The following is a 24447-nucleotide window of genomic DNA, read 5'->3' as shown; positions in this document are numbered from 1 at the left end:
CGTGTCCGTGGCAACGCTGCTGGCGACCCTCTCCCGCCATCCGCTGGTCGCCGACGCCGCGGTCGTGCCGCGCGCCGCCGAGGACGGCCGCGAGTTCCGGGTCGCGTACGTGGTGCCCACCTCGGGGACCGACGCGGCGCGGGTGCGGGCGGTGGTGGCGGCGCTCGCGAGCGTCGACCGCGATGGGCCTCCCGTGCTGGTGTCCGCGGTGACCGCGATCCCGCGCGATGAGCGGGGCGAGCCGGATCAGGCCGGGCTCGCGCTGTTGCCGGTGCCGGAGTCGGTGGTCGCGCACCCGGTCCTGCTGCCCGCACCGGAACCTGGACGCCGCCACCTCGCGGACTTGGTCGAGTTGCCGCCGCAGTGGGCAGCGGGTCCGGTCGCCGCGCCCGCCGACACCCCCGATTCGGCCGCAGGTCCGCCCGCGCGTTGCTGGGGCGCGGAGCCGCGGTTCCTCGACGGTGACCCGGAGACGCTGGTCGACGCGCTGTACGCCTCGGCACGCTCCTTCCCCGACCGGGGGATCCACCTCGAGCGGGACGGCCAGACCACGCTGCTGAGCTACCCGGCTCTGCTGCACGGGGCACGCCGCGTGCTGACCGGGCTCCGCGACGCGGGGATCACGCCGGGCGACGCGGCCATCCTGCACACGCCGTCGTTGGCCGAGCACTTCGTCGCGTTGTGGGCGTGCATGCTCGGCGGGATCCGGCCGCTCGCGGTGGCCCAGTCGGCCACTTACGACTCCCGCACCGCCGTGCTGGACAAGCTGGAAAACGCCTGGCTGGACCTCGATCGGCCCGTTGTCCTCGCGGGCGGCGGCACGGTCGCCGGGTTGCGCGGCTACGGCGCCCGAGCGGGCTGGACGGGACTGCGGGTGCTCGACCTCGCCGAGTGCGCGGCCGCTGACCCCGCCGCGGAGACCCACCGGCCCGATCCGGCGGATGTCGCCGCGCTGCAACTGTCGTCGGGCAGCACCGGCAAGTCGAAGGTCATCCAGATGACCCACCACGGGCTGGTGCGCTACGCCCAGGGCGCGCGGCAAGACAGCCGCATGGATACCGGGGACGTGTTCGTCAACTGGCTGCCGCTCGACCACGTCGGCGCGCTCATCCTGTCCCACCTCGGTCCGATCGTGCTCGGCTGCGACCAGGTGCACGTGCCGACGGCGCAGGTGCTCGCCGACCCGCTGCTGTGGCTGGACCTGCTGCACCGGTACCGGGCCCAGCACAGCTGGTCGCCCAACTTCGGCTACGGGCTGGTCGCCGACGCGCTGGCCGCGCGGGGCGGGCGCGACTGGGACCTGAGCAGTGTGCGGTCCCTGATCAGCTCGGGTGAGCAGAACACCGAGCCGGTCCTGCGGCGGTTCCTCGACGCGGTGCGGCCCTTCGGGGTCGAGGAGCACACGCTGCTGCTCGCGTGGGGCATGGCCGAGACCTGCACGGTCATCGCCTACCAGCCCTTCGGTCCCATCGCGGTCCAGCACGTGCGGCAGTCGGCGCCGGGTGGCGCGCTCGAGCTGCTGCCCACCGCCGAGCCGGGCAGCACGACGTTCCTCAGCGTGGGCAGGCCCGCGCCCGGCTCGCAGTGGCGGGTCACCGGGCCCGACAGCCAGACCGAGCTGCCGGAGCTGCACATCGGGCGGTTGCAGGGCCGTTCGGAGCGGATGACACCGGGGTACCTGAACAACCCGGAGGCCAACGCCGAGGCGTTCCCCGGCGGCGGGTGGTTCGACACCGGAGACCTCGCGTACATCGTGGACGGTCGGGTGACGATCACCTCGCGGGCCAAGGAAATCATCATCATCACCGGCACGCACTACTACTGCCACGAGATCGAGGACGTGGTCGGGGCGCTGGACGGGGTCGCGCAGAGCTTCGTCGCCGCGTTCGCGGTTCCGGGGCCGGACGGGGTCGAGCGGCTGGGTGTGGTGTTCGTGCCCTCAGCCGGGGCGGACCTCGGCACGACCGTCGGTGCGGTCCGCGCCCGGCTGCACGAGCGCTTGGGGCTCGCGTCGGTCCTGTTGGTGGCGGTGGACCAGGACTCGTTCGACAAGACCACCAGCGGCAAGATCCAGCGGACCGCCATGCGCGGGCGTCTGCTCTCTGGTGGGCTTGACCAGCAGCTGCGGGCCGTCGAGCTGGCCGAAGCGGGTCCGCGCACGGTCGCGGACGCCGTTCACAGTCCTGAGTGGACCGCGCGGGTGCCGACCGGGCGACGGGCGCCAGGACGGGTGCTGCTGCTCACCAACGATCACGCGCTGGGTGCGGCGCTACCGGGTGCGGTGGTGGAGGATCCGCGCGGCCAGTGGCGAGACTCGTTGGCGGGCGCCGACGTGGTCGTATCCACTGTGGATAGTGAAGCCTTCGAGCTGGTCACGGCGTTGGCGGCGGAGGGTTGGACCGGCGAGCTGGTCACGGTCAGCCGGGGGCGGTATGTGATCACCGGGTCCGAGCCGAGCGGCTACGCGGGAGCCCTGGCCGAGGCGGTCGGCGAGGTGTTCGCGCTGGAGCGCCCCGGGGTGCGGGCGTGGCACCTCGACCTGCCCGGCGACGAGCGCGACGCCCAAGCACTGGCGGAGGCGCTCACGTGGGCGCACCGGGAGCCGGTGCTGGCGTGGCGCGGGGTCCCGCTGGTGCGCGGGTTGCGGCAGGTCGACCTCGGTCCGGGCACGAGCGTGGTCGAGCCGGGGTCGTGTTGGCTGGTCACCGGCGGTCTGGGCGGCATCGGTCGGGCGATCCTGCCGGGCCTGGGGCTGCGGCTGCTGGTGGTTGGACGCGGCCCGGGGTCCGATGTGGACGAATTGGGCGAAGACGTCCGGTATGCGCGGCTCGACGTGGCCGACAGCGCGGCGCTTGAGGCCGCCGTCGCTGAGGCGGAGCGGGCCTGGGGAACCGGGCTGACCGGTGTGCTGCACCTGGCCGGGGTGTCCGAGCGGGCGACGATCACCGAGACGACGGCGGCACGGTGGCAGGAGCTGACCAGGGCGAAAGTGGCGGGCTCGTTGGCGGTCGCAGAGGTGTTGCGGCGCAGGCCGGGGAGCAGGCTGGTGGCGTTCTCGTCGCTGCTGTCGACGTTCCCCGCGGTCGGCACGGGCGCGTACGTCGCGGGCAACCGGTTCCTGGAGGCGCTCTGCGAGCACCTCGGGCGGGAGTTCCCGGTGCACTGCCTCGTCTGGGGTTCGTGGCGGGGCACCAACACCCACGACGAGGCGGCGCTGCGTGGCCAGATCCTGACCTTCTCCCCCACAGAGGGTCGCGCGCTGATGGCCGCCGCCCTGCGCCAGCCGCCGGGAACGCTGCTACTGGGGACGCACCCGGCGGGTCCGCGTGCCCAGGCGATGCTGCCCGCTCGGCCGTTGGAAGGCGCGACCGAACCAGTCCGGGACCTGTTCGGGGTCGTCGTCCCCACGGCTCCCCCTCGCCCAGTCGTCCGTGAGCGCGCGCCGGGGCCGGGCAACGTGAGCCGGACCGTGCGCGACACCCTGCGCCAAGTCCTGCCTAGCGGAATCCCGGCCGACACACCGTTCTACGAAGCGGGCCTCGGTTCGCTCGAACTGGTGCGCCTGCACACCCTGCTGCAGGACGCCCTGGGACGCGAGTTCCCCTTGACGACGCTGTTCGCGCACGGCACGGAAGCGGCGCTGACCCGCCATCTCGCCTCCGCCGCGGAGGAGCGCAGCACCACTGCACGACGAGGCGAGCGGCGGGATCGCCGGATCGCGATCATCGGTATGGCCGCGCGGTTCCCCGGCGCGGACACCCTCGACGACTACTGGCGGAACCTGCTGGCGGGCGAGGTGAGCACGCGGCGGTCCACAAGGGACGACCTCATCGCCGATGGTCTTCCTGCCTCCCTTGTGGACGATCCGGACTTCGTGCCGGTGACGGGCGCGCTCGCCGACATCGCCGGGTTCGACGCCGCCCTGTTCGGGATCAGCCCGGCCGAGGCGACGCTGATGGACCCGCAGCAACGGCTGTTCCTGCAGATCTGTCACGAGGCGCTCGAACACGGCGGCTACGCGCGGGCACCCGGCCGGGTCGGGGTGTACGCGGGCAGCGGCATGAACCTGTACTCGCTGCGGACCTACCTGCGCGAACGGCTCGGCGACACCGACGCGGGCGACCAGTTGAGCGCGCTGCAGGTGGCCATCGGCAACGAACCCGACTTCCTGCCGTCGCGGGTGTCGTACCGGCTTGGGCTCACCGGGCCCGCGGTGTCGGTGAAGTCGGCGTGCTCGACCTCGCTGGTCGCGATCCACACGGCCGTCACCGCGCTGCTGGCGGGCGACGCCGACATGGCGTTGGCGGGTGCGGCCGCCCTGCACGTCCCCCGCCTCGCCGGGTACCGCTACCAAGAGGGCTCGATCCTGTCCCGCCGGGGCGAGTGCCGGGCGTTCGACGCGGACGCCGACGGCACGGTGGGTGGCAACGGCGTGGCCGCGGTCCTGCTCAAGCCGCTGGAAGCCGCCCTGGCCGACGGCGACACCGTGCACGCGGTGATCCTCGGCTCGGCGATCAACAACGACGGCTCGGCCAAGGTCGGCTACACCGCGCCGGGCCTGGTGGGCCAGGTGTCGGTCATCCGCGACGCGCTCGCGGCGGCCGACCTCGACCCGGCGGCCGTCGGGTACGTCGAGGCGCACGGCACGGGGACCGCGCTCGGGGACCCGATCGAGGTCGAGGCCCTGCGGGAGGTGTTCGGGTCGCGGACCGAGCCGGTGCTGATCGGGTCGGTGAAGGCGAACATCGGGCACCTGGACAGCTGCGCGGGCATGGCCGGTGTGATCAAGGCGGTGCTCGCGCTGCGCCACGCGACCGTGCCGCCGCAGCCGAACCTGCGCACCCCCAGCCCAGCCCTGCGCCTGGGCGACGGCCCGATCGAGGTGCCCACGAGCGCGCGGGCCTGGCCGGTCGCCGGGGTGCGCCGGGCCGGGGTGACCGCGCTCGGGGTGGGGGGCACGAACGCCCACGTGATCTTGGAGCAGGCACCGGACACCACTCGGCCCGCCGAGGAGCCAGCGCCCTGGGTGGTGCCGCTATCGGCCCGTGACGAGACGGCACTGGCCGAACTGGCCGACCAGCTGGCCACGGTCGTCGAGTCTGGCACGACGTCCCCCGCAGATGTGCTCACCACGCTCGGCGTGGGCCGCCGTCGGTACCCGCACCGCCTCGTCGCGTGGGGTGACGACACGGCAGAGGCGTTGCGCGCGGGCGGTTCGCTGGCCGGGGTGGCGGTCAATCCCGGGCCGGTGGTGTTCGCGTTCTCCGGCCAAGGCACAAACCTCACAGGTGCCGCCCGGGCCCTGATGGCCCACCCCGCAGCGGCCTCGGTGCTGCGCCGCTGCGCTGAACAGCACCGCGACACCTGGGGCACTGACCTGCTGGGCCCTTTGTTGGCCGACGAGTACGGGTGGACCACCGCGACCGGCCAACCCGCGCTCCTGGCCCTGCACCTGGCCCAGGTCGCCCTGCTTGACCACCTTGGCGTGCGCCCGGACCTGGTGATCGGCCATAGCGCGGGCGAATACGCGGCGCTCTGCGTGGCAGGGGCACTGTCCCCTGAGGACGCGATGCACCTGGCCGGGGTGCGGGGCGCGGTGCTCCAAGGCGTCGCTGAGGGCGCGCTGCTCGCGGTCTTCGACGAGATCGACGCGCCTGCGGGTTTGGAGCTCGCGGTGCGCAACGCCGCCGGGCAGACGGTGTTCGGTGGCCCTGCCGAGGCGGTGGACGCCGCGGTCGAGGTCCTCACCGCGCGCGGGGTGGACTGCAGGCGAGTTCCGGGTGATCGGGCGTTCCACACGTCCATGGTCGAACCCGCTCTGGACGAGCTGGACAGACAAGCCGCCAGGGTCGAGTGGCGACCGACCCGGCTGCCCGTGGTGACCGGCCTGGGCGGCGCCCTCCTGCCACCCGGCACGGTGCTCGGGGCCGAGCACGTGCGCGCCCACACCCGGGCGGTCGTGGACTACCGCGCGGGGGTTGACCGGCTGGTGGCGGGCGGTGCCAGCACGTTCGTCGAGGTGGGGCCACCTGGTCCGCTGAGCGCCTTGGGACGACAGTGGCCGGGGACGACGTGGTTGCCGGTGCTGCGGCGGGGAGCCGACAGCGTGGTCCCCGGGCTCGCGGGGCTGTTCTGCCACGGCGTCGATGTTGAGTGGGGCGCTCTGCACCCGGGGCGGCGGGTGCCGCTGCCCACCTACCCGTTCCAACTGGTCCGGTACTGGGCCGAACCGGCGGCTGTGAAGGGATCAGCGATGGCGGGAGGCGAAGTGACCGAGGGGACAGTGCTGCTGCGGGACGTGGTCTTGCGGAAGGTGCGCGAGGTGACCGCCCACTACCTCGGCGACAAACCGGACCGCATCGGCCCTGACGTCGCCTTCGTCGAACTGGGCGCCGATTCGCTGCTGATGGTCAACATGGTGCGCGAACTGCAGACCGCCTTCGGTGTGCGGGTCGCCATGCGTGAGCTGTTCGGCGACGCCGACACCCCCGACAAGGTGACCGGGGTGATCGTGGAGCGGATGTCCGTCGAGCAGCGCGCTGCCCTGGTGCCGACCGAGGCCGCGCCCCCGGCGGTCACCACGGCGAGCCCGGCACCCGCCGCGCAGTCCGCGCCGTCAGCACAGCCCGCGCAACCCCAGTTGCCCGTTCCGCCGCCGGCGCAGGTGTCGGGGGCAGGCCACGAGGCGATCTTGCGGGACCAACTGGACCTGATGGAGCGGTTCGCGCTGATCATGTCCGACCAGGTCGCCCTCCTGGCAGGCACACCCGCTCACACCCCCACGCCGCCCCCGGTCGAGCCGACGCCCGCAGTACCGGCAGCACAAGTCCACACAGGACAGCCCCCAGTGGAGGTCCAGGCGCCCCTTGATGAGCGTCAGCGCGCGCACGTGGCCGACCTCGCACGCCGCTACACCGAGCGGACGGCGCGATCCTGGGATATCGCACGGCGCCACCAGCGGGCCGACGACGAGTACCCGATCGTGGCCCGACGGGCGCGCGGAGCACACCTGGAGGACATCGACGGCAACACCTACGTCGACATCGCCCTGGGTTTCGGCGCCCTCCTGTTCGGCCACGAGCCCGCGTTCGTGACCGACGCCGTCAACGCCCACCTAGCCGACGGCGTGCGTCTCGGGTCGGGCGTCGAGGACGCTTGGCAGGCCGCCGAGCTGCTGCGCGAGCTCACCGGGCACGACAAGGTCACGTTCACCGCCGACGCGGAGACCAGCGCGTTCCGCCTGGCTCGCGACCGCACCGGTCGTCAAGAGGTCGTCACCTTCGACGGCGCCAACCTGGACGTGATCAGGGCGCGTGCGGGTGAGCTCGCGGCCGTCCGCGTCGAAGCAGTGCCCGGCAGCCGGGTCGATCTCATCCGCACTCTTCGCCAGCTCTGCGACCAGCACGGGGTCGTGCTGATCATCGACGAGGTGCTGAGCGGATTCCGCGCCCACCTTCAAGGTGCGCAAGGCATCTTCGGCGTGCGAGCGGATCTCGCGATCTACGGCGGGGTGCTCGGCGGCGGCTACCCGATCAGCGCGGTCGGCGGTCGCGCGGACATCATGGCGGCCGCGATCGACGACGGGAGTCACCCGGTTTCGTTGGTGGCAGCCAAGTCCGTGCTGACCTGGCTGCGCGACCAAGGCACTACCTTGCAGAGCAAGCTCACTGAGCGCACCACGGATCTCCTCCGGACCCTCGACGAGTTCTTCCGCGTCGAGGCGTTCCCGGTGTCCACGCGGCAGTTCGGGTCGAGGTTCCGGTTCACCCACGACGGCCTCGATCCGCTCTACCGGCACCTCGCCCTGGAAGGCGTGCACGTCGGGCGCCAGCGCGACTTCTTCCTGTCCACCGCGCACACCGACCAAGACCTCGACTTCATCGCCAACGCCGTGCGCAACAGCCTGTACGACCTGCGCCGCGGCGGTTTCCTGCCCGGCGGCCGGGTGCCGCGCACCGCACCGCGCGTGGCACTCCCCCGCGTCCCCGTGACCGTCACCGCTCCCCTCGCCGAACCCGAGGCGGTCGAGGTGGCCGCGACCACACCGGCCTTCAGCCTGTACTTCTTCGGCGACTACCCGCACGACGCCACCGGCGACAAGTACGCCGCGATCCTCGCCGCCGCCCGGTACGCCGACCGGGCCGGGATGCACGCGGTGTGGCTGCCGGAACGGCACTTCGACTCGTTCGGCGGGGTGTTCCCGAACCCCTCGGTGCTCGCCGCCGCGATCGCCGCGCAGACCGAGCGGGTGCGCATCCACTCCGGCAGCGTGGTGCTGCCGCTGCACGACCCGATCCGGGTGGCCGAGGAATGGTCGGTCGTGGACAACCTGTCCGGCGGCCGCGTGTCCCTCGGTGTCGCGTGCGGCTGGCACGCGCGGGACTTCGTGCTCGCGCCGCAGGTCTACGGCCGCCACCGCGAGGCGATGTACGAGGGCGTCGAGACGATCCGGGCGTTGTGGCGCGGTGAGCCGATCAGCCGGACCGCGGGCAACGGCGAGCCCGTGGACGTGCGCCTGTACCCACGGCCGGTGCAGGGCGAAGTCGACTTCTACACGGCCATCGTCGGCAACCCGGACAGCTACCGGCAGGCCGGGGCGGGCGGGTTCGGGGTGATCACGAACCTGATGGCGCAGAGCGTCGACGAGCTCGCCACCAACATCGCGCTGTACCGCGAGACCCGCGCCGCGCACGGCCTCGACCCGGCGACCGGGCGCGTGGTCGTGCTCCTGCACACCTACCTCGGCGAGGACACCGCGCGGATCCGCGCCGAGGCGTTCCGGCCGTTCTGCGACTACCTGCGGTCCTCGCTCGCGCTGTTCAGCCAGCTGACCAACAGCCTGGGGTTCTCGATCGACCTGGAGAACACCCCCGCCGACGACCTGGACTTCCTGCTGTCGCGCGCCTACGACCGGTACTGCGCGGACCGGGCGCTGATCGGCAGTCCCGCCGACGTGGAGCCGATCGCGCGGGCGCTGGCCGCGCTCGGGGTCGACGAGATCGCCTGCTTCGTCGACTTCGGCCTGCCGCCCGCACGGGTCACCGCGGGCCTGCCCGGGATCGGCGCGCTCCGGTCGGCGTTCCTCGCCCCAACCGCACCCCCCGCCGCTCCAGTCATCCCCGCGCTTCCGCTCCCTGCCGTTGCGGTCGCCCCCGCGGTCCCCGCGGTGGTGGCGCGCGAGCAGGAGATCCAGGAGATGACGATCGCCGAGCGGCAGATCTGGTACCTGGAGCAGGCGTTCCCGAACCGGCCGACGCACAACGAGACCCTGGTCGTGCTGCTCGACGGAGATCTCGACGTCGCCGCGCTGCGGGCGGCCTTGGCTGCCGTGGTCGGCAGGCACCCGTCCTTGCGCGCGGTGTTCAGCGAGGTCGACGGCGAACCGCGGCGGATCGTGGCGCCCACCCGGCAGGTCGACCTCCCGGTGGTCGACGACCTCGGCGCCGATCCGGCCGAGGCGGCGAACCGGATCGCGGCCGTGGAGACCGGCCGGGCGTTCGACCTCGCCACCGGCCCGCTGTTCGAGCCGTGGCTGGTCCGGCTGGGCCCGCACCGGCACCTGCTGGTGCTGCGCATGCACCACCTGGTCATCGACACGTGGTCCGCGGGCATCCTGTCCACCGAGATCGCCGCCTGCTACCGGGCCGCGCTGGCGGGCGCCAAGCCGGAACTCCCCGAACCCAGCGCCCGGCGATCGACGTCCCCGGTGCCGTCAGACTCCCTGGCCTACTGGACGGACCTGCTCGCCGACGCCCCCGCCGAACTGGCACTGCCCACGGACCGACCGCGGCGGGCCCAGCCGTCCGGGCGGGGGGCGACCACCGGCGTCGACCTGGGGGTGGCCACGACCGCGGCCGTGCGCGACCTCGCGCGGCAGGTCCGGGCCACGCCGTTCATGGTCGTGCTGGCGGGCCTGGTCCTGGCGCTGCGCAAGCTCAGCGGCCAGACCGACATCGTGGTCGGCACCCCGATCGCGCACCGGCCCGAAGGCACCGAGCAGACCGTCGGTTTCTTCGTGCACACCCTGCCGCTGCGCCTGCGGGCGCCGAACGGGGACACCTTCGCCGACCTGGTGCGGGAGGTGCGCGAGCAGGTGCTCGGCGCCCAAGACCACCGGGCGGTGCCGCTGCCGGAGATCGTCCGCGCGCTCGGTGGGTCGTCCGACCCCTTGCGGAACCCGCTGTTCGACGTGGTGGTGCGGATCAACGGCGACGCGCCGTTCGAGCTGGACCTGCCCGGCGTCGTGGCCACCTTGCAGGAGGCGGCGATCGATCGGGCCCCGGTGGACTTGGCGCTGCTGCTGACCACCCGGGGCGACTCGATCCGCGGCAAGCTGAACTACGCGGTCGACCTGTTCGACGCCCGCACGGCTGAGCACGTGGTGGCGACTCTGCGCGAGGTGCTGACCGCGGGGATCGCCGCGCCCGATCGCGTGCTCGGCGACCTGGTTGCGCTGACCGACGCCGAGGCGCGGGACATCGCCGCGTGGCAGGACGGTGGCGCACGGGTGAGCCGGCCATCCCTGCTACACAGTGGACTGTCCGAAGTGGATGGTGTGGCAGTCGTCGATCGAGCGGGAGAACTGTCCAGGTCGGCGCTGTTCAGCAAGGCGGCCGCGGTGACCGCAGCGCTCGAGTCGGTCGCGGCCGGGCCGGTGGGGGTGTACCTGCCCCGCGGTGGCGATGCGGCCGTGGCGCTGGTCGGCGTGACGCGGTCTGGTCGGGCGTTCGTACCGCTGGACCCGGCGCAGCCCGTGGGTCGGATCGCGATCATGCTCGCCGAGGCCGAGGTGACCGCGGTCGTGACGCACTCGACCCTGGCCGACGCGGTACCTGGCGAGCTCCCCGTGGTGCTCATCGACGACCTGCCCGACGACCTGCCCGAGGCGCTCGCCAGCGAAGTCGTGGCGCGCGTCCCCGAGGACGTCGCGTACGTGCTGTTCACCTCGGGGTCCACCGGGGTGCCGAAGGGGTGCGTTGTCGAGCACCGGGCGATCACCAACACGCTCGACTGGCTGTGCCGGGACTTGGGCATCACCGCGGCGGACCGGCTGTGCTGGTTCTCCAGCCCTGGTTTCGACGCCTCGGCGATCGAGGTGTGGCCCGCCCTGCGCACCGGCGCGACCCTGTACGTCGTGCCACCGGAGCTGCGGCTGGACCCGGCGGGCCTGCGCGATTGGTTGGTGCGCACCGGGATCACCGTGGCCTTCGTGCCGACGCCGGTGTGTGAACTGCTGCTCGACCTGGAATGGCCAACCCCCGCGTTGCGCCACCTGCTGACTGGCGGCGATCGGTTGCGGCGGCGTCCGGCGGAATCGCTGCCGTTCGCGGTGTGGAACGTCTACGGGCCGACGGAGGCGTCAGTGGTGTCCACGTGGACCCGCGTCTCGCCGCACGGCGACGGCCCGCCGACCATCGGACGGCCGGTGCCCGGCACGTGGGTGCGGGTGCTCGACGCCCAGGGCGGACAGGTTCCCGCCGGGGTCGCAGGCGAGCTGTACTTGGGCGGCGAGCAGTTGGCGCGGTGTTACGTCTCCGCCGAGGAGACCGCCGCGCGGTTCGTGAACCATCCCGAGCACGGGCGGCTCTACCGGACTGGCGATGTGGTGCGGTGGCGGTTCGATGGCGAGCTGGAGTTCCTGCACCGCAACGATTCCCAGGTCCAGATCCGCGGCTACCGCGTCGAACCCGGCGAGGTCGAGCACCAGCTGCGGGCTCTGCCGGGAGTGCGGGACGCCGCGGTTCGGGTGTTCGGCACAGCGCTGGCCGCCTATGTCGTGACAGATTCGGCCACTGTGGACTCACTGCGCGCTGAGCTGGGCACCAGACTGCCGGACTACATGGTGCCCGCCACGTGGATGGTGTTGCCCGCGTTGCCGTTGAACGCCAACGGCAAGCTCGACCGGGCCGCGCTGCCGGAGTTCACCGGTGGCGCGGTCACGACACCGGTGACAGCTCTGGAGCGGCGTCTGCGCGAGGTGTGGTGCGCCGAACTGGGGGTGGAGTCGGCCAGTGTCACGGCCACGTTCTTCGAGCTGGGCGGGCATTCGCTGACCGCGATCCGGATGGTGAACCGGCTGCGGGCCGAGTTCGGGCCGGTGCTCGGCGTGCTCGACTTCCTGCGCACACCGACGATCCGCGGGCTCGCCGACCGGCTGACCCCGAAGCACGAGGTCGAGCGGACCGCGCGGGCGAGCCTCGGGCAGCTGCACGGGTACCGGCTGATGCGCACCAGTGACACACCGAGCGTCTTGACCATCGCCATGCGGTTCGCGCTGCGCGGCGCGGTGGACGCCGCTGCCCTGGAAGCCGCCCTGACCGCGCTGGTGCTCCGGCACCCGGCGCTGCGCACGAGGTACCGGTACGAGGCCGAGGAACTGTGGCAGGAAGTACTGGTGCCCCAGCCGGTGTCGCTGCCCGTGGTCGCGATCTCCCCGGCGGCGCTCGACGCCACGGTGACCGAGTGGGCCGCGCGGCCGTTCGACCTCGATGGTGCACCGGCGTTCCGGCCGGTGCTGTTCACGGTGTCGGCCCAGGAGTCCGAACTGCTGCTGGCCGTCCACCACTCGTTCAGCGACGGCTGGTCGATGGCGATCATCATCACCGAACTCGGTGAGCTGTACCGGGCTGAGCTGACCGGCACCGGGGCGTCGCTGACCGGGCTGACGGCCGACTACCTGGACTTCACCCGCTGGGAACGGTCCTATCTGGACTCGGCCAGGACCCAGGAGCAGATCGCCGGGTGGGTCGCGCAGGTCAGGGCGGCCGGTGCCGGACCGCTGCTGCTGCCCGTGGACCGGCCCAGGGCCGAGCGGCTGACCGGGGTCGGCGAGTCGGTCACCGCGGCGCTGCCGCCGGGGCTGGTCGAGCGGGTGAACGCGGCGGCGGTCGACGCGGGGACGACCCCGTTCGCGGTGCTGCTCGCCGCCTTCGCCGCGCTGGGCCACGAGCTCACCGGGGCGGCGGTCATCGCCCCGCACAGCAGTGCCGCGAACCGGCCCGAGGCCGCCTTCGAGGACGTGGTCGGCGTGTTCACGCACACGTCGTGGCTGGTGGTGCCGGTCGCGGGCGCCCGCTCGTTCCACGACCTGGTCATCCGCGCCACGGAGGCCCTGTGGCAGCGGCTGGACCTGCAGTCGGTGCCCGCCGCGGTGCTGAACGAGGCGCTCGGCGGACCGTTCCGGGGCACCCCGCCGCGGGTCCTGTTCGGCCTGTACAACTCGCCGCTGCCCGACCTCGACCTGACCGGTGTCGCCCCGGCCCACCCCGAGGACGTGACGTTCCCGGTGGCCCGCGCCGAGCAGGGGTGGGCGCTGGCGCCGACGGCCGACGGCGGGCTGCTGCTGTACGTGGAGTACTCCACCGACCTGTTCGACGCGGACACGGTCACGGGGTGGACCGCGCGCTTCGTCGACCTGCTCGAACGCGGCCTGGCCGCACCCGACGCGCAAACCTGGAATAGCCATTCCCAGTAGTTCACCGGAATTGGCGGATCGCCTCGGTCATCTCGATGGTCGTGTTTATGGATGGCGCATTGTTTCCCGCGTGAATCCTTTTCGGGTGTGATCGTTTTAGGTAGCCTCGCGGTGCCGTCCCACCGCGTTTCACCTCCTCACCCTGATTCGAGAGGAACCACCGGTGCGCCTCCTCGCACGCACGCACGTCCTCCCAGCCGCCCTGGCGCTGGCGAGCATCGCCCTGATCGGGGTCCTGGTCCCGGTCGCGTCCGCGGGCCCGCGGGCGGAGGGCTCCTCGGACGTCCTGCTGACCACGTTCCCGCCCAGCTCGCCGCCGTCGACCACCGGCACCTGGGACCCCTGCTACCAGGGCCCGCCCTCGAGCCCGCCGTCCGGCACGACCTACCTGGCCACCCCCACGCAGACCGTGCCGACCAGCAACACCATGCCGTCCGCGCCGAGCAGCCCCCGGCCGCCGCAGCCGGGCGAGAACTTCGCCCTCTCCGGCGTGGCGAGGTCGTCGTCGAACCTCACCAACTACTACCTGCCGGGCAAGGTCAACGACGGCAACGTGGGCACCGCGGCCAACTGCCAGTACGCCTGGGTCAGCGCCAACCGCGGCCTCGACAACATCGAGTGGGTCTCGGTCACCTGGCCCGACCTGCGCAGCGTCAGCCACGTCGTGGTGTACAACACCCTCGGCCTGGAAACCCGCGACTTCGACATCCAGCTGCTCAACGAGAACGGCCGGGTCTGGGACACCGTCGCCACCTACAACAACAACACCAACACGGTCGTCAAATCCTGGTTCGGCGCCCGCACCACCCGCGGCGTCCGGATCCTGGTCAAGGTGGGCACGACCGCGAGCCCGTCCATCGCCCGGGTGAACGAGATCCAGGCATTCGCTTACTAGAGTCGTCGTTCGGTGGTGGGGTGCGTTGAGCACCCCACCACCGGCGAACTAGGTGATCTCAAACCTGATCGGCGTGCCTTCCGGCAAATCCCTTATCTGCACGGCGATGCTTCCACGCACGCGCATCCCCTCAACCGCGTCGAGCAGGTAGAGGTTGTCCACCTCGTACTTCCCGCCCGCGACGAAGGGCATCTTGGGAAGCAGCCGGGAGCCCGGCGGCAACGCCCCGAAGCGCTCCTGCCAGGCCCTGGCCAGCGGGTGCCCGGTGCGGTAATCCGCCTCTGCCAACACCTCCGCCGCCCACGCGCCAAGGCTGTCGGCCACCCGCTCCACACCCGCGGTCTCCGGGTCGAACAGCACGACCCGCTCGCCGTCCGCCGACACCGCGTACTGGAACCCGAACACGTCCTCGGCGAAGAACAGGTACCCCTCCGCCGAACCCGCGTAGGCGTCCCGCCAGCACTCCCCCGCGTTCCACCGCTCCAGGTCCGGCGACTCCGCCGCCCCCAACCCGAACACGTGCAGCGCGGACTCGAAGGCGTAGAACCCGTTCCGGCGACCGAGCAGCTCGGCCAATTCCACACCGATTCGCCCCCGGTCAGCCAACCACGCCGCGATCTCGTGGTTCGGCCGTTCGGCAGCCAGCGAGAGGCTGGCGACATCGACGAGTTCAGCGAGGCTGCTGTCCATGGCCGAAGACTACAAATCGCGCCGCGGTCGCGCCCCGGCACAGCAGCGGCGCCACACCACGTCGACCGGATCGGGTGATCGGCGCGAGACGGCCATGGCGGGCTCGGGCCGAGCACCACCACCCGGTCGCGGCGCGGGGTCGTGGGTTGCAGGTCGCGGGTCGCGGAGGTCCACCTGTACCACGACGGCCGGTGCGGCCAGTTGGGCGATCACCGGGAGTCACGACGATTTCCGTTAACTGGCAACGGTTTCGTCCGGTGGTGGGGCCGCTAGCATGAGCGGACCGACACTTCGGAGGCTGCATGTACCTCAGGCGGGTTCGTCGACGGGGCCCCGTTCTTCTGGGCGCCGCGCTGTTATCGGTTGGCGCGCTGATCGCGGGGGGCACGGGCGCGGTGGCCGCGCCCCCGCCCGGACCGGAGCACCAGTGGCAGTACGACCACTGGCCGCAGCAACAGCCCTGGCAGCAGAGCCGGGACGAGGTCAGGGTCGCGGCGCAGGGCGGGTTCCCCGGTCCGGTCGACCCGCAGAACTGGGTGAACCCGGACCACATGACCTGGGAGCGGGACTACCGCAAGGTCCCCGGCACCACCTGGGCGGACCCGGCGGCCAAGGGGTCGCTGCGGACGTTCAAGGGCGCGTTGGTCCTGTTGGACTACTCGAACCAGCCGTTCGTCGTGACGCAGCCCGCGCATTCGACGGTGTTCGGCAACCCCAGCACTGAGGCGAATGGCGTACCGCGCGAGCAGGTCGGCCAGTTCTACCAAGACTTCCTGAACAAGCCGGGCAAGCTCAACCGCGGTCACACCGTGCACGAGTACTGGATGGAGAACTCCGGTGGGCGCTACGGCGTCGACCTGAAGGCGTTCGGCCCGTACACGGTGCCGGGCAAGGACCACGAGTACGGCATGGAGTTCCAGGCGGGCACCGGGTGCCCGGCCGGGGACAACTGCACCCGCGACCTGCGCACCGACGGCAAGGCGGCGTGGGTCGCCGACGTGGGCGCGCAGGTGCCCGCCGGGTTCGACTTCGTCTACTTCCTCTCCGCGGGCCAGGACGAGACCAGTACCTGGCAGGAGTTCGGGACGATGAAGTTCCCGGCCAAGGAGAACGTGACCGACGCGTTCGGCCCGCCGGACGAGGCGCTGCCGAACTGGTCGAAGACCCGCTACGTGGACTGGACCTCCTGGGCGTCGGGCTCCACCCTGTGGCCCAACGCGGGCGGCGGGTCGTCCACGCAGGCGGAGAGCTCCGGGCAGGGCGTGTACGCCCACGAGCTGAGCCACCTGCTCGGCATCGGCGACAACTACAACAACCCGTTCGGCAGCCCGCCGCGGCGCGACTACTCCGGCATCTGGGACATGCTCTCCCGCGGGTCGTTCAACGGGCCGGGCGGGCCGCACTCGCGCTGGGTGATCCCGGCGACCGGCGGCGCGTCGATGGGCGCGCAGCACATCCTGCGCAACAAGATCAAGCTCGGGATCGTCGACGAGCGCAACGTGCTGCGGCTCTCCCGGGAGGCGCTGGCCGACTCCGGCGTGGTCGTCGCCCAGGTGACCGCCCGCGCGGTGCAGGCGGGCCGCAACGGGCTGTCCGGGGTCAACATCGCCTTCGGCACCGGCGACCACACCCCCGCGTGCGACATCACCACCAACCCGTACTGCGACGGCGGCGGCTACGAGAACTACACCGTCGAGGTCGTCGACCGGATGGGCTCGGACTCGTTCACCCCGGACGCGGGCGTGCTGTTCGCCAAGACGAAGAACGAGGACCGCGCCCCGTTCGCGTGGGTGGTCGACGCCAACCCGCAGGACATCGGGATGACCGACTACGTCAAGCCCGACGGCACCAAGGTCCCCATCACGATCGGTGACTACCGTCAGCTGTCGGACGCGCTGTTCCACGCGGGCACCAACTCCGGCAGCGAGTACGAGTTCGTGGACCAGGCCAACCGCCTGCACTTCTACGTCCTCGACGTCAAGCGCGACCACAAGGGCGTGCTGTCGTACACGGTCGCCATCCGCTCCCTCGACGGCGCGGGCCCGCAACGCCGCGGTGTCCGCCTGGAGCCCACCGTCAGCCGCACCGGCGGCCACGGCGTGGCGACCTGCCAGTTCCCGCTGCTCAACACCGGCCGGGGCACCAAGCCCGCGGGCCAGCACCCGGAGGACGTCAGCGCCTACCTCGACAACGACGTCTACCGGTTGTCCGCCAAGGCCTCCGGTCGTGGCTGGACCGTCCAGCTGCCCAACGCCCTGGCCACGGCCAAGTTCGGCCGCCAGGTCCAGGTCCCGGTGCACGTCAAGCGCGACGGCGGGTCCCCGATCACGAAGGTGACCCTGACCGCCACCTCGGAGAGCAACCCCGCCGCGACCGCCACCGCCACGTGCGTGGTGGTCAGCCGGTGAGGTTGGGGAGCGGGCACTTTCGCGTGCCCGCTCCCACCCCGACGGTCACTGTCTCTCTCACTGTCACTGTCACTATCACCGCCACTGTCACTGCACTGTCACAGTCGCCGTCGATGTCACCGTCACGGCTGGACGAGGGAGGTGAGGCCGGAGCGGGAGGTGGAGCCGAGTTTGGTGAGGATGGTCGCCACGTGGGACTGGATGGTTCGGCGGGGCAGGGACAGGGTGTGACCGATGTCCGGGTTGGACATCCCCCGGGCAACCAGGTCGGCGATGCGCTTCTCCAAGGGGGACAAGGCTTCGGGGCCGGTAGCAGGCGGCAGGGTGGCGTCGCGGGGATGGCCGAGGTCCAGCATGCGGCTGTCGAGGCGGTGCAGGTCCCAGTGGGCGGAGTTCGCGGTGAACAAGGCGGTGGCTTCGGCGCGGGTTGTGGCCGCCTCAGATGAACCCGTTGCGGCCAAAGCGATCGTGGCATCGGCCAATGCGGCGGCGAGCTCAACGGGCCTGCCGACAGCGCGGTAGTGGGAGGCGGCCGACTGGGCGGGGGCCGGGTCGCCGGTCAGGATCGTTTGGCAGTGAGCCAAAGCAGCGGCGGCACGGGCCGGGGTGACCTCCTTGGCGGTCTCCTCCGCGCACAACCGGGTCGCCGCCTCAGCGACTTCCGTGGAGCCCGCGGCCATGGCCAGCCGGGCGACGTGGGGCAGCCATTGGTGGCGCAGCATGAGGCGGGCGTAGTCGGGGCGCAGGACCGGCTCGAAGTGGCGGAGGGCCTCGGTCAGGTCGCCGCGTTGTTCGGCGGCCAAGGCGTTCGCGGCGAGGTGGAAGTCGCAGCTCTCCCGTTCGGAGTCGGTGCTCGGCAGGTGTGCCCGCGCGGCGTCGAGGTGGGCGGCGACCTGGGCGTGGTCGCCGCGGTGGCCCGCGATGAGGGCGGCGACGCCGTGTAAGAGCAGGGCGGCTGAGCCGGGTTCGCGCATGCCGTAGAAGGTGATCGCCGGGCCGTCCTCGGTGACGGTCTCCAACTCGGCGAGCGCCTGGTCCCACCGGCCTGTCCAGTAGTGGTGCACCGCGGCCGACACCTGCATCCCGGCGGGCAGGCTGTTGCGCGCCGCGACGGACCTGGCCGTGCGCAACGAGTCCTCGGCCTCGTCGAGCCGGTCGAGGTTCTGCAGGGTGAACATCCGGTTGTCCAGCAGGTCGAAGAGCAGTTCGGCGTGCGGGCCCACCTCGGCGATCGCCCGGTCGACCCACGTGAGCGCCCGCTCGTGGTCGCGGCGGATGGAGTGCACCAGCCACAACGTCTGCGCGGCGTGCGCCTTGGGGTACGGGGCGTCCGCCTCGATGTGCGCGTCCAGCGCCGCCCGCTCGGCGGCCGCCAGGTCGGCGAGGTCACCGCGGCCGAAGTTGGCCAGCAGCGACTGGTGGCGGACCCGCCACAGCTCGGGCACATCCGCGACCGCCAATGCCGCTCGCAGCCGGGTGATCGCCGCCGCGGTGTGGCCCGCGCGGTGGCACGCCGCGGCCAGCAGGTGCCGCATCTCGGCCGCCTGCGCCGGATCGAGGCCCGAGGCCAGGGCGGTGGTGGCCGCGCGGGACGGGTCCCGGCCGAGCCGGAACCGCGCGCGGGCGAGCGCGGCGTCGAGCGCGGGCGCGTGGGCGCCGGTGTCCACCACCCGCTCCAGCACGGCGACGGCGACGAGCGGCGCCCGGTTGACGATCGTGGCGTGGTGGGCGACGAGCCACCCGGTCACCCACAGGTCCGCCGGGACCCGGCCAGCGGCCAACTGCTCCGCGACCCGCTCGACCGACGCGCCGACCCGCGTCAATGCCTCTGCCGCAGCGCGGTGCGCGAGCGCCCGCTCCCCCACCGACACGCTCTCGTACACCGCTTGGCGCAGCAGGGAATGCCGGAAGGCGAGCCGATCCCCCGCCTCCACGACCACCGACGCCGTCACCGCCTCGTCCAGCCGCGCGACCAGCTCGGCGACGGTCAGCCCGGCGACCTCGGCCAACTCCTCCACCCCGAACTCAGCTCCGAGCAACGCGGCCGACCGCAGCAGCGCGCGGGTGTCCGGCGAGAGCAGCTCCACGGTCTGGTGCACCGCCGACAGCAACGACCGGGGCGCGAGCGCGACGGTGCTCGGCGCGACCTCGGCGACCCCACCGCTCACCTCGACCGCGCCGGTCCTGGTCAACGCGTGCGCCATTTCCCGCAGGTACAGCGGATTGCCCGCGGCACGCTCGGCCATCGCGCGCAGCCGGGGTCCCGGTCCGGCGCCGACGAACTCACCGAGCAGCGCCTCCGCGTCGGCCGTGGCGAGCGGGTCGAGGGTGAGCAGGTGCCCGCCCCTGGCGAGCACGCCGCGGCGGGCCCGGCCGACCTCGGGGTTGCCCGGCGCGGGGCGGGTCGCGGCGACCAGCAGCAGCGGGAGCTGGCGGGTGGCGGCGGTGAGCCGGTGCCAGACCAGGACGCTGGCCGGGTCGGCGCGGTGCAGGTCGTCGACCACCAGGACCAGGGGCGCGGTCGCGCAGACCCGGTCGACCAGGTCGAGCAGCCGGTCGACCGCGGCCGGGGTCGGGTCGGCTGGCCCCCAGCCGTGGTGGGCGGGGTCGCGGGTGAGTTGGGCGGCGAGGTCGGCCCGGCGCGGGTCCGCCGAGCCGGGGTGCACGGCGAGGCAGCGCAGGATCACCTGCAGCGGCGCGTGCTGGTCGGCGGGGGTGGCCCAGGCGAGCTGGCCGCCCAGGTCGGCGACGTCGGCGAGGGCGGCGGCGAGCAGCGCGGACTTGCCCAGGCCGGGTTCGCCCTCCACCCACACCGCGGTGCCGCGCCCGGCCACGGCCGCCTCGACCAGCCCGCGCAGGGTCGCCACCTCGGCCGACCGGCCGAGCAGCGCGGAGCGCTTCGCTGTGGCGGGCACGACCAGCAGCCGGTCGGGCGCCTGGTCGGCGGGGTGGCGCAGCGCGGGGTCGCGCGTGGCGATCCGCTCGCGCAGCACCCGCAGGGTCGGCCCGGGTTCGATGCCGAGTTCCTCGGCGAGCACCCGGCGGGTGTCGTCGTAGACGGCCAGCGCCTCGGTGCGCCGGTCCGCGCGGTGCAGGGCGAGCATCAGGTGCTCACGCAACCACTCGTGCCGGGGATCGCGGGCGACCAGCTCGGTCAGCTGTGCGACCGCCTCGGCGTGCGCGCCGAGCTCCATGACCGCGCGCACGCGCAACTGCTGGGCGCGGGCCCGGGACTCGGCCAGCCGGTGCCGCTCCAGCTCGGCGGACGGCCCGGGGACCCCGGCGTAGGCGTCCCCGTGCCACAGGTCCAGCGCGTCGTCGAGGCGCCCGCGGGCCCCGCGCCAGTCACCGTCCTCGCCCTGGCGCGCCGCAGCCGTGCGGGCGAGGTCGAACGCGGTGGCGTCGACCGCGGCCGGGTCCAAGTGCAGGCGGTACCCGGCGGTGGTCGACTCGAGCAGGGTCCGCGCCGGACCCAGCGCGCGGCGCAGTCCGGACACGTAGGTGTGCAGGCTGCCGCGGGCGCTGGCCGGTGGGTGCTCGCCCCACACCCCGTCGACCAGGTCCGTTGTCGGCACGGCGATCCCGGCCCGCGCCGCGAGCACGCCGAGCACGGCGCGCTGCCTGGCCGGACCCAGCGCGAGTTCGGTGCCACCGCGCCACGCCCGCATCGGCCCGAGCACGCGCACCCGGACCGGCTCCCCGTCGGCCGCCACGACTCCCATCGGTTCCACCCTCCCGTCACGGATGGGGTCGGCGGGAGGTTCACGCCCGGTTCATCCCCCGTTCGGCGGCGAGTAGTTAGCCCGCCAGAAGTAATTGATCGCTCAGGTCGGCACTCTCGCGCCGCCCACGAGGAGCAGGCGGACGAGGGTGGCGGTGAACTCCGTGCGCGTCGCCGCGGGGAGGTCGTCCTGGGCGATCGCGTGGCGCAGCAGCCGCACGGCGAGCGCGGGGGCGAGCGCGTCGAGGTTGTCCACGAGCCAGTCGCGGGCCCAGCCGTGCGGGGGCGTCGCCCCGTCGAGCAGGTGGGTGCCGACCAGGTCGGCGGGGGCGGCAGCGGCGGCGAGGTCCCTGGCCAGTTCCCGGTGCAGCACGACCCGCACCGCCCGGGGCATGCCCTCCACCAAGACCCGGCGCACCGCAGGCTGGGCGAAGTCCACGTGCCCGCCCGACTCCCGCAAGACACCCGCAGCCACCGCGTCCGCCAGCCAGGCCGTACCCGGGTGCGCCGCCATGACCTCCCGGCGCGTGCGGTCCGCCCCCAAGAGCGCGACCCGGCGCAGCGGGTCCAGCAGCGCGGCGGGCAGGACCCCGACCCTGGCGTGCGCGACCCGGTCCACATCCCCGGCGGCGGCGACCAGCGCGGCGGCGAAGCCGGGATTGCCGCCGGACTCGCGGACCACCACGCGGGCGAGGTCGGCGGTGGCCATGGCGGCGAGGTCGGCGTCCGCGAGCGGCCCCAGCGTGATCACCCGGGCGGCCCGGTCGCGCAGGGCGGCGAGATCGGCGCGCGGCCGGGTCGCCACGACCAGCGCGCGCCCCTCGCCCAGCAACCGCGAGCACCGGCGGATGGCCCGGTCCCCGGCCCAGTGCAGGTCGTCGATCACGACGACGTCCGCATCCGGTGGTTCGGTCATCTCGCCCGTGCGCTCCGAGATCTCGCAGCAGGCGGCCCCGGTGCCGGAGAGCGCCTCCCGCAGCAACGCCGACTTCCCCGCGCCCATGGGCCCCTCGATCCAGAGCAGACCAGCGGGTCTCGCCGCGACCGCGCGCACCGCCGCCACCTCGGCGGAGCGGCCCACGAACCCGCTGGCGACGCGGCCGGGCTGGGTGCCGGTGAGGATGCGCTCGTGCAGTGCCCGCAGGCCCGGCCCGGGTCGGCCGCCCTCGTGGAACACCTCGATGGCCCGCGCCGGGCGACCGCTGGCGGCGAGCGCGGTCATCAGCAGGAGCCGCAGGCTGTCGCGGTCGGGGTGCTCGGCGGCGAGCACGGTCAACTCGGCCGCGGCGTCACCGGCCCGACCCGCGTCGACCAGCAGCCGCGCCCGGCGCTCCAGCAGAGTCAGCCGGACCTCGGTGAGCCGGGTCCGCTGGCCGTCGGCGAACGGGCCGGTCACCCCGGAAAGCGGCTCACCGCGCCACAACGCCAAGGCCGCGTCCACGGCGGCGAGGTCTGTGGCGGTGCGGGCCCGGAGGTGATCGAGGGCGCGCACGTCCGAACCGTTCTCGGGCAGGTCCAGCAGGTAGCCGGTGTCGGTCGTGCGCAGCACCTGCCCGGAGGTCCACCTGGCGCGGTCTGGCTCCAGCACCCGGCGCAGGTCGCCGACGTAGGTCTGGATGATCCGCGCGGCACTGGCGGGCGGGCGCTCCCACAACCCGTCAACCAACCGGGCGCGGGGGACGACCTGGCCCGCGCCCATGGCCAGGATCGCGAACACCGCCTGCCTGCCCGCCGACCCGAGCGGCAGCGCGACACCACCGCGGCGCGCCTCGACCGGTCCGAGCAACCCGACCCACAGCGGTCCCGCGTCACCCTCCGCCGTACTCACCCCACCATCACCCTGCGCTACACCCCCGTCACGACGACGGTAGGGCCGTGTCCGGCGCGGCCGCAACCACCCCGGTCACACCGTCCCGGCGGGCACACCCGTCGGTGTGACCGGGCAGAGCCGGGCGCACGTGCTTCCGCGAGTGCCACCGCGCGTGGTGCGCTGGGCGCGTCTGCGGAGGTGTGATGGACATCTGGTCCGGGGAAGAGAGCGGGCCCGGCGACGGCGACGGGTTCGCGGGTGAGTTGTTCCTCCAGCTCGCCGAGCGCGGCTGGCTGGTGGTCGAGCCCGAGGTGGGGCTGCGGGTGATCGCGCAGCTGCGGCAGACGCTGGAGGTGGTGCGCGACCGGGTGCGGCTCGCGGAGCTCTCCCGCAGGCTGCGCGACACCGCGGGCGGGGACCTGGAGCCCGAGGTGGACCAGGCGGCGGTCGACTCGGTGTTCGCCGAGCAGATCACCGCGGGCCGCTGGGAGCAGGCGCTGGTCGAGCTGCCGAAGTACATCGAGGCGTTCCGGCGGGCGGCGGGACTGCCCGACCACTAGTGGCGCGACCTAGAACGTCGACCATGTCTCGGCCCACTCAACGCCCTCAGTCGAGCCACTGGCGGCGTGAAGGATTCGTTGAGTCTGGCCCGACAGGCTGGTGCCATCCGGGGGTGTCGGGGAGGGGAAACGTGATGGCGCGAGTCAACGTCGTGGTGCGGTCGGCGGATCCGCTGACCCTGGCCGGGCTGGTCGGGCAGCTGGGCGCGCAGCCGAGGATCCAGGTCGGCACCGGCGAGCAGGGCGCGCAGACCCAGGTGGTCGTCGTCGGCGCGGATCGGCTCACCCAGGAGCTGGTCACCGAGCTGCGCGCGGCGGCCGAGGAGTTCGGCACACCGGTGGTGCTGGTCGCCGACGGGGTGACCGAGGCGGAGCTGCTGGCGGCGGTGCAGTGCCGGGTGGTCGCGGTCGTACCGCGTGCGTCAGCCACTGGGGGGCGGTTGGCGCACGCGGTGCTCGCGGCGGCCGACGGCGGCGGGGTGCTCGGGCCGGACCTGGTCGGGGGCCTGCTCAAGCACCTCGACCGCATCCAGCGCGAGCTGCTCGCCCCGCGCGGGCTCACCGCGTCCGGCCTCACCACCCGGGAGATCCACGTGCTGCGGCTGATGGCCGACGGGCACGACACCGCCGAGATCGGGGTCCAGCTCTGCTACTCCGAGCGCATGATCAAGAACGTCATCCACGGCCTCACCCGGCGGCTCAACCTGCGCAACCGCTCGCACGCGGTCGCCTACGCGCTGCGGGCCGGTGTGATCTAGCCACAGTGATCTAGCGCCGCTGTCCGATCGGGCAGTGATCCGTAGGGGGAAAGGGCAACGGGGACGCCGAGGCGCTGTGGTGGCCCACTTGACGCGAGCACCGTGGTGCCGGGATCGCGACGTCATCGCAG

At 73.0% G+C, this 24447-nt stretch carries 8 protein-coding genes; 5 read left to right on the top strand and 3 right to left on the bottom strand.

Features of this window, described 5'->3' with window-relative positions; translation table 11 throughout:
• Position 1 precedes the first annotated feature (1 nt).
• Together LV75_RS12985 and LV75_RS12980 are read left to right on the top strand one after the other, a co-directional pair.
• On the top strand, positions 2-13474 hold the full coding sequence (locus tag LV75_RS12985) for a non-ribosomal peptide synthetase/type I polyketide synthase (protein ID WP_253887125.1): 13473 nt from the start codon (positions 2-4) through the stop codon (positions 13472-13474).
• A 163-nt stretch (positions 13475-13637) separates the two neighbouring features.
• Complete coding sequence (locus LV75_RS12980) at positions 13638-14369, top strand: discoidin domain-containing protein (protein ID WP_253887124.1); 732 nt, start codon at positions 13638-13640, stop codon at positions 14367-14369.
• A gap of 48 nt (positions 14370-14417) precedes the next feature.
• Here LV75_RS12980 and LV75_RS12975 read toward each other — a convergent pair whose 3' ends face one another.
• Entirely contained in the window at positions 14418-15059 is a 642-nt protein-coding gene (locus LV75_RS12975; protein WP_253887123.1) for an SMI1/KNR4 family protein, read from the bottom strand.
• A gap of 551 nt (positions 15060-15610) precedes the next feature.
• On the opposite strand from LV75_RS12975, the gene LV75_RS12970 reads away from it, so the two are divergent.
• Entirely contained in the window at positions 15611-17467 is a 1857-nt protein-coding gene (locus tag LV75_RS12970; RefSeq protein ID WP_372504171.1) for a M6 family metalloprotease domain-containing protein, read from the top strand.
• Positions 17468-17589: 122 nt separating this feature from the next.
• On the opposite strand, the gene LV75_RS12965 is transcribed toward LV75_RS12970, so the two are convergent.
• Together LV75_RS12965 and LV75_RS12960 are read right to left on the bottom strand one after the other, a co-directional pair.
• On the bottom strand, positions 17590-21189 hold the full coding sequence (locus LV75_RS12965) for a BTAD domain-containing putative transcriptional regulator (protein WP_253887121.1): 3600 nt from the start codon (positions 21187-21189) through the stop codon (positions 17590-17592).
• Positions 21190-21291: 102 nt separating this feature from the next.
• A complete protein-coding gene (locus LV75_RS12960; protein WP_253887120.1) occupies positions 21292-23016 on the bottom strand; it encodes an AfsR/SARP family transcriptional regulator in 1725 nt (574 codons plus the stop codon).
• 185 nt (positions 23017-23201) lie between these two features.
• Here LV75_RS12960 and LV75_RS12955 point away from each other — a divergent pair, with 185 nt between their 5' ends.
• Together LV75_RS12955 and LV75_RS12950 are read left to right on the top strand one after the other, a co-directional pair.
• Positions 23202-23558 (top strand): hypothetical protein, encoded by a 357-nt coding sequence (locus LV75_RS12955; RefSeq protein ID WP_253887119.1) that lies wholly within the window; start codon positions 23202-23204, stop codon positions 23556-23558.
• Positions 23559-23692: 134 nt separating this feature from the next.
• A complete protein-coding gene (locus LV75_RS12950; protein ID WP_253887118.1) occupies positions 23693-24316 on the top strand; it encodes a helix-turn-helix transcriptional regulator in 624 nt (207 codons plus the stop codon).
• The last annotated feature ends 131 nt before the right edge of the window (positions 24317-24447 follow it).

Source organism: Actinokineospora diospyrosa, assembly GCF_024171925.1.
GTDB lineage: Bacteria > Actinomycetota > Actinomycetes > Mycobacteriales > Pseudonocardiaceae > Actinokineospora > Actinokineospora diospyrosa.
This window is presented reverse-complemented; position numbering and strand designations above follow the sequence as displayed.

Excerpts from the sequence above, each read along its gene's own strand:
- LV75_RS12970 (WP_372504171.1), top strand. The coding sequence starts at position 15,611 with ATGACCTGGGAGCGGGACTACCGCAAGGTCCCCGGCACCACCTGGGCG.
- LV75_RS12965 (WP_253887121.1), bottom strand. The coding sequence starts at position 21,189 with ATGGGAGTCGTGGCGGCCGACGGGGAGCCGGTCCGGGTGCGCGTGCTC.
- LV75_RS12950 (WP_253887118.1), top strand. The coding sequence starts at position 23,693 with ATGGCGCGAGTCAACGTCGTGGTGCGGTCGGCGGATCCGCTGACCCTG.
- LV75_RS12975 (WP_253887123.1), bottom strand. The coding sequence starts at position 15,059 with ATGGACAGCAGCCTCGCTGAACTCGTCGATGTCGCCAGCCTCTCGCTG.
- LV75_RS12955 (WP_253887119.1), top strand. The coding sequence starts at position 23,202 with ATGGACATCTGGTCCGGGGAAGAGAGCGGGCCCGGCGACGGCGACGGG.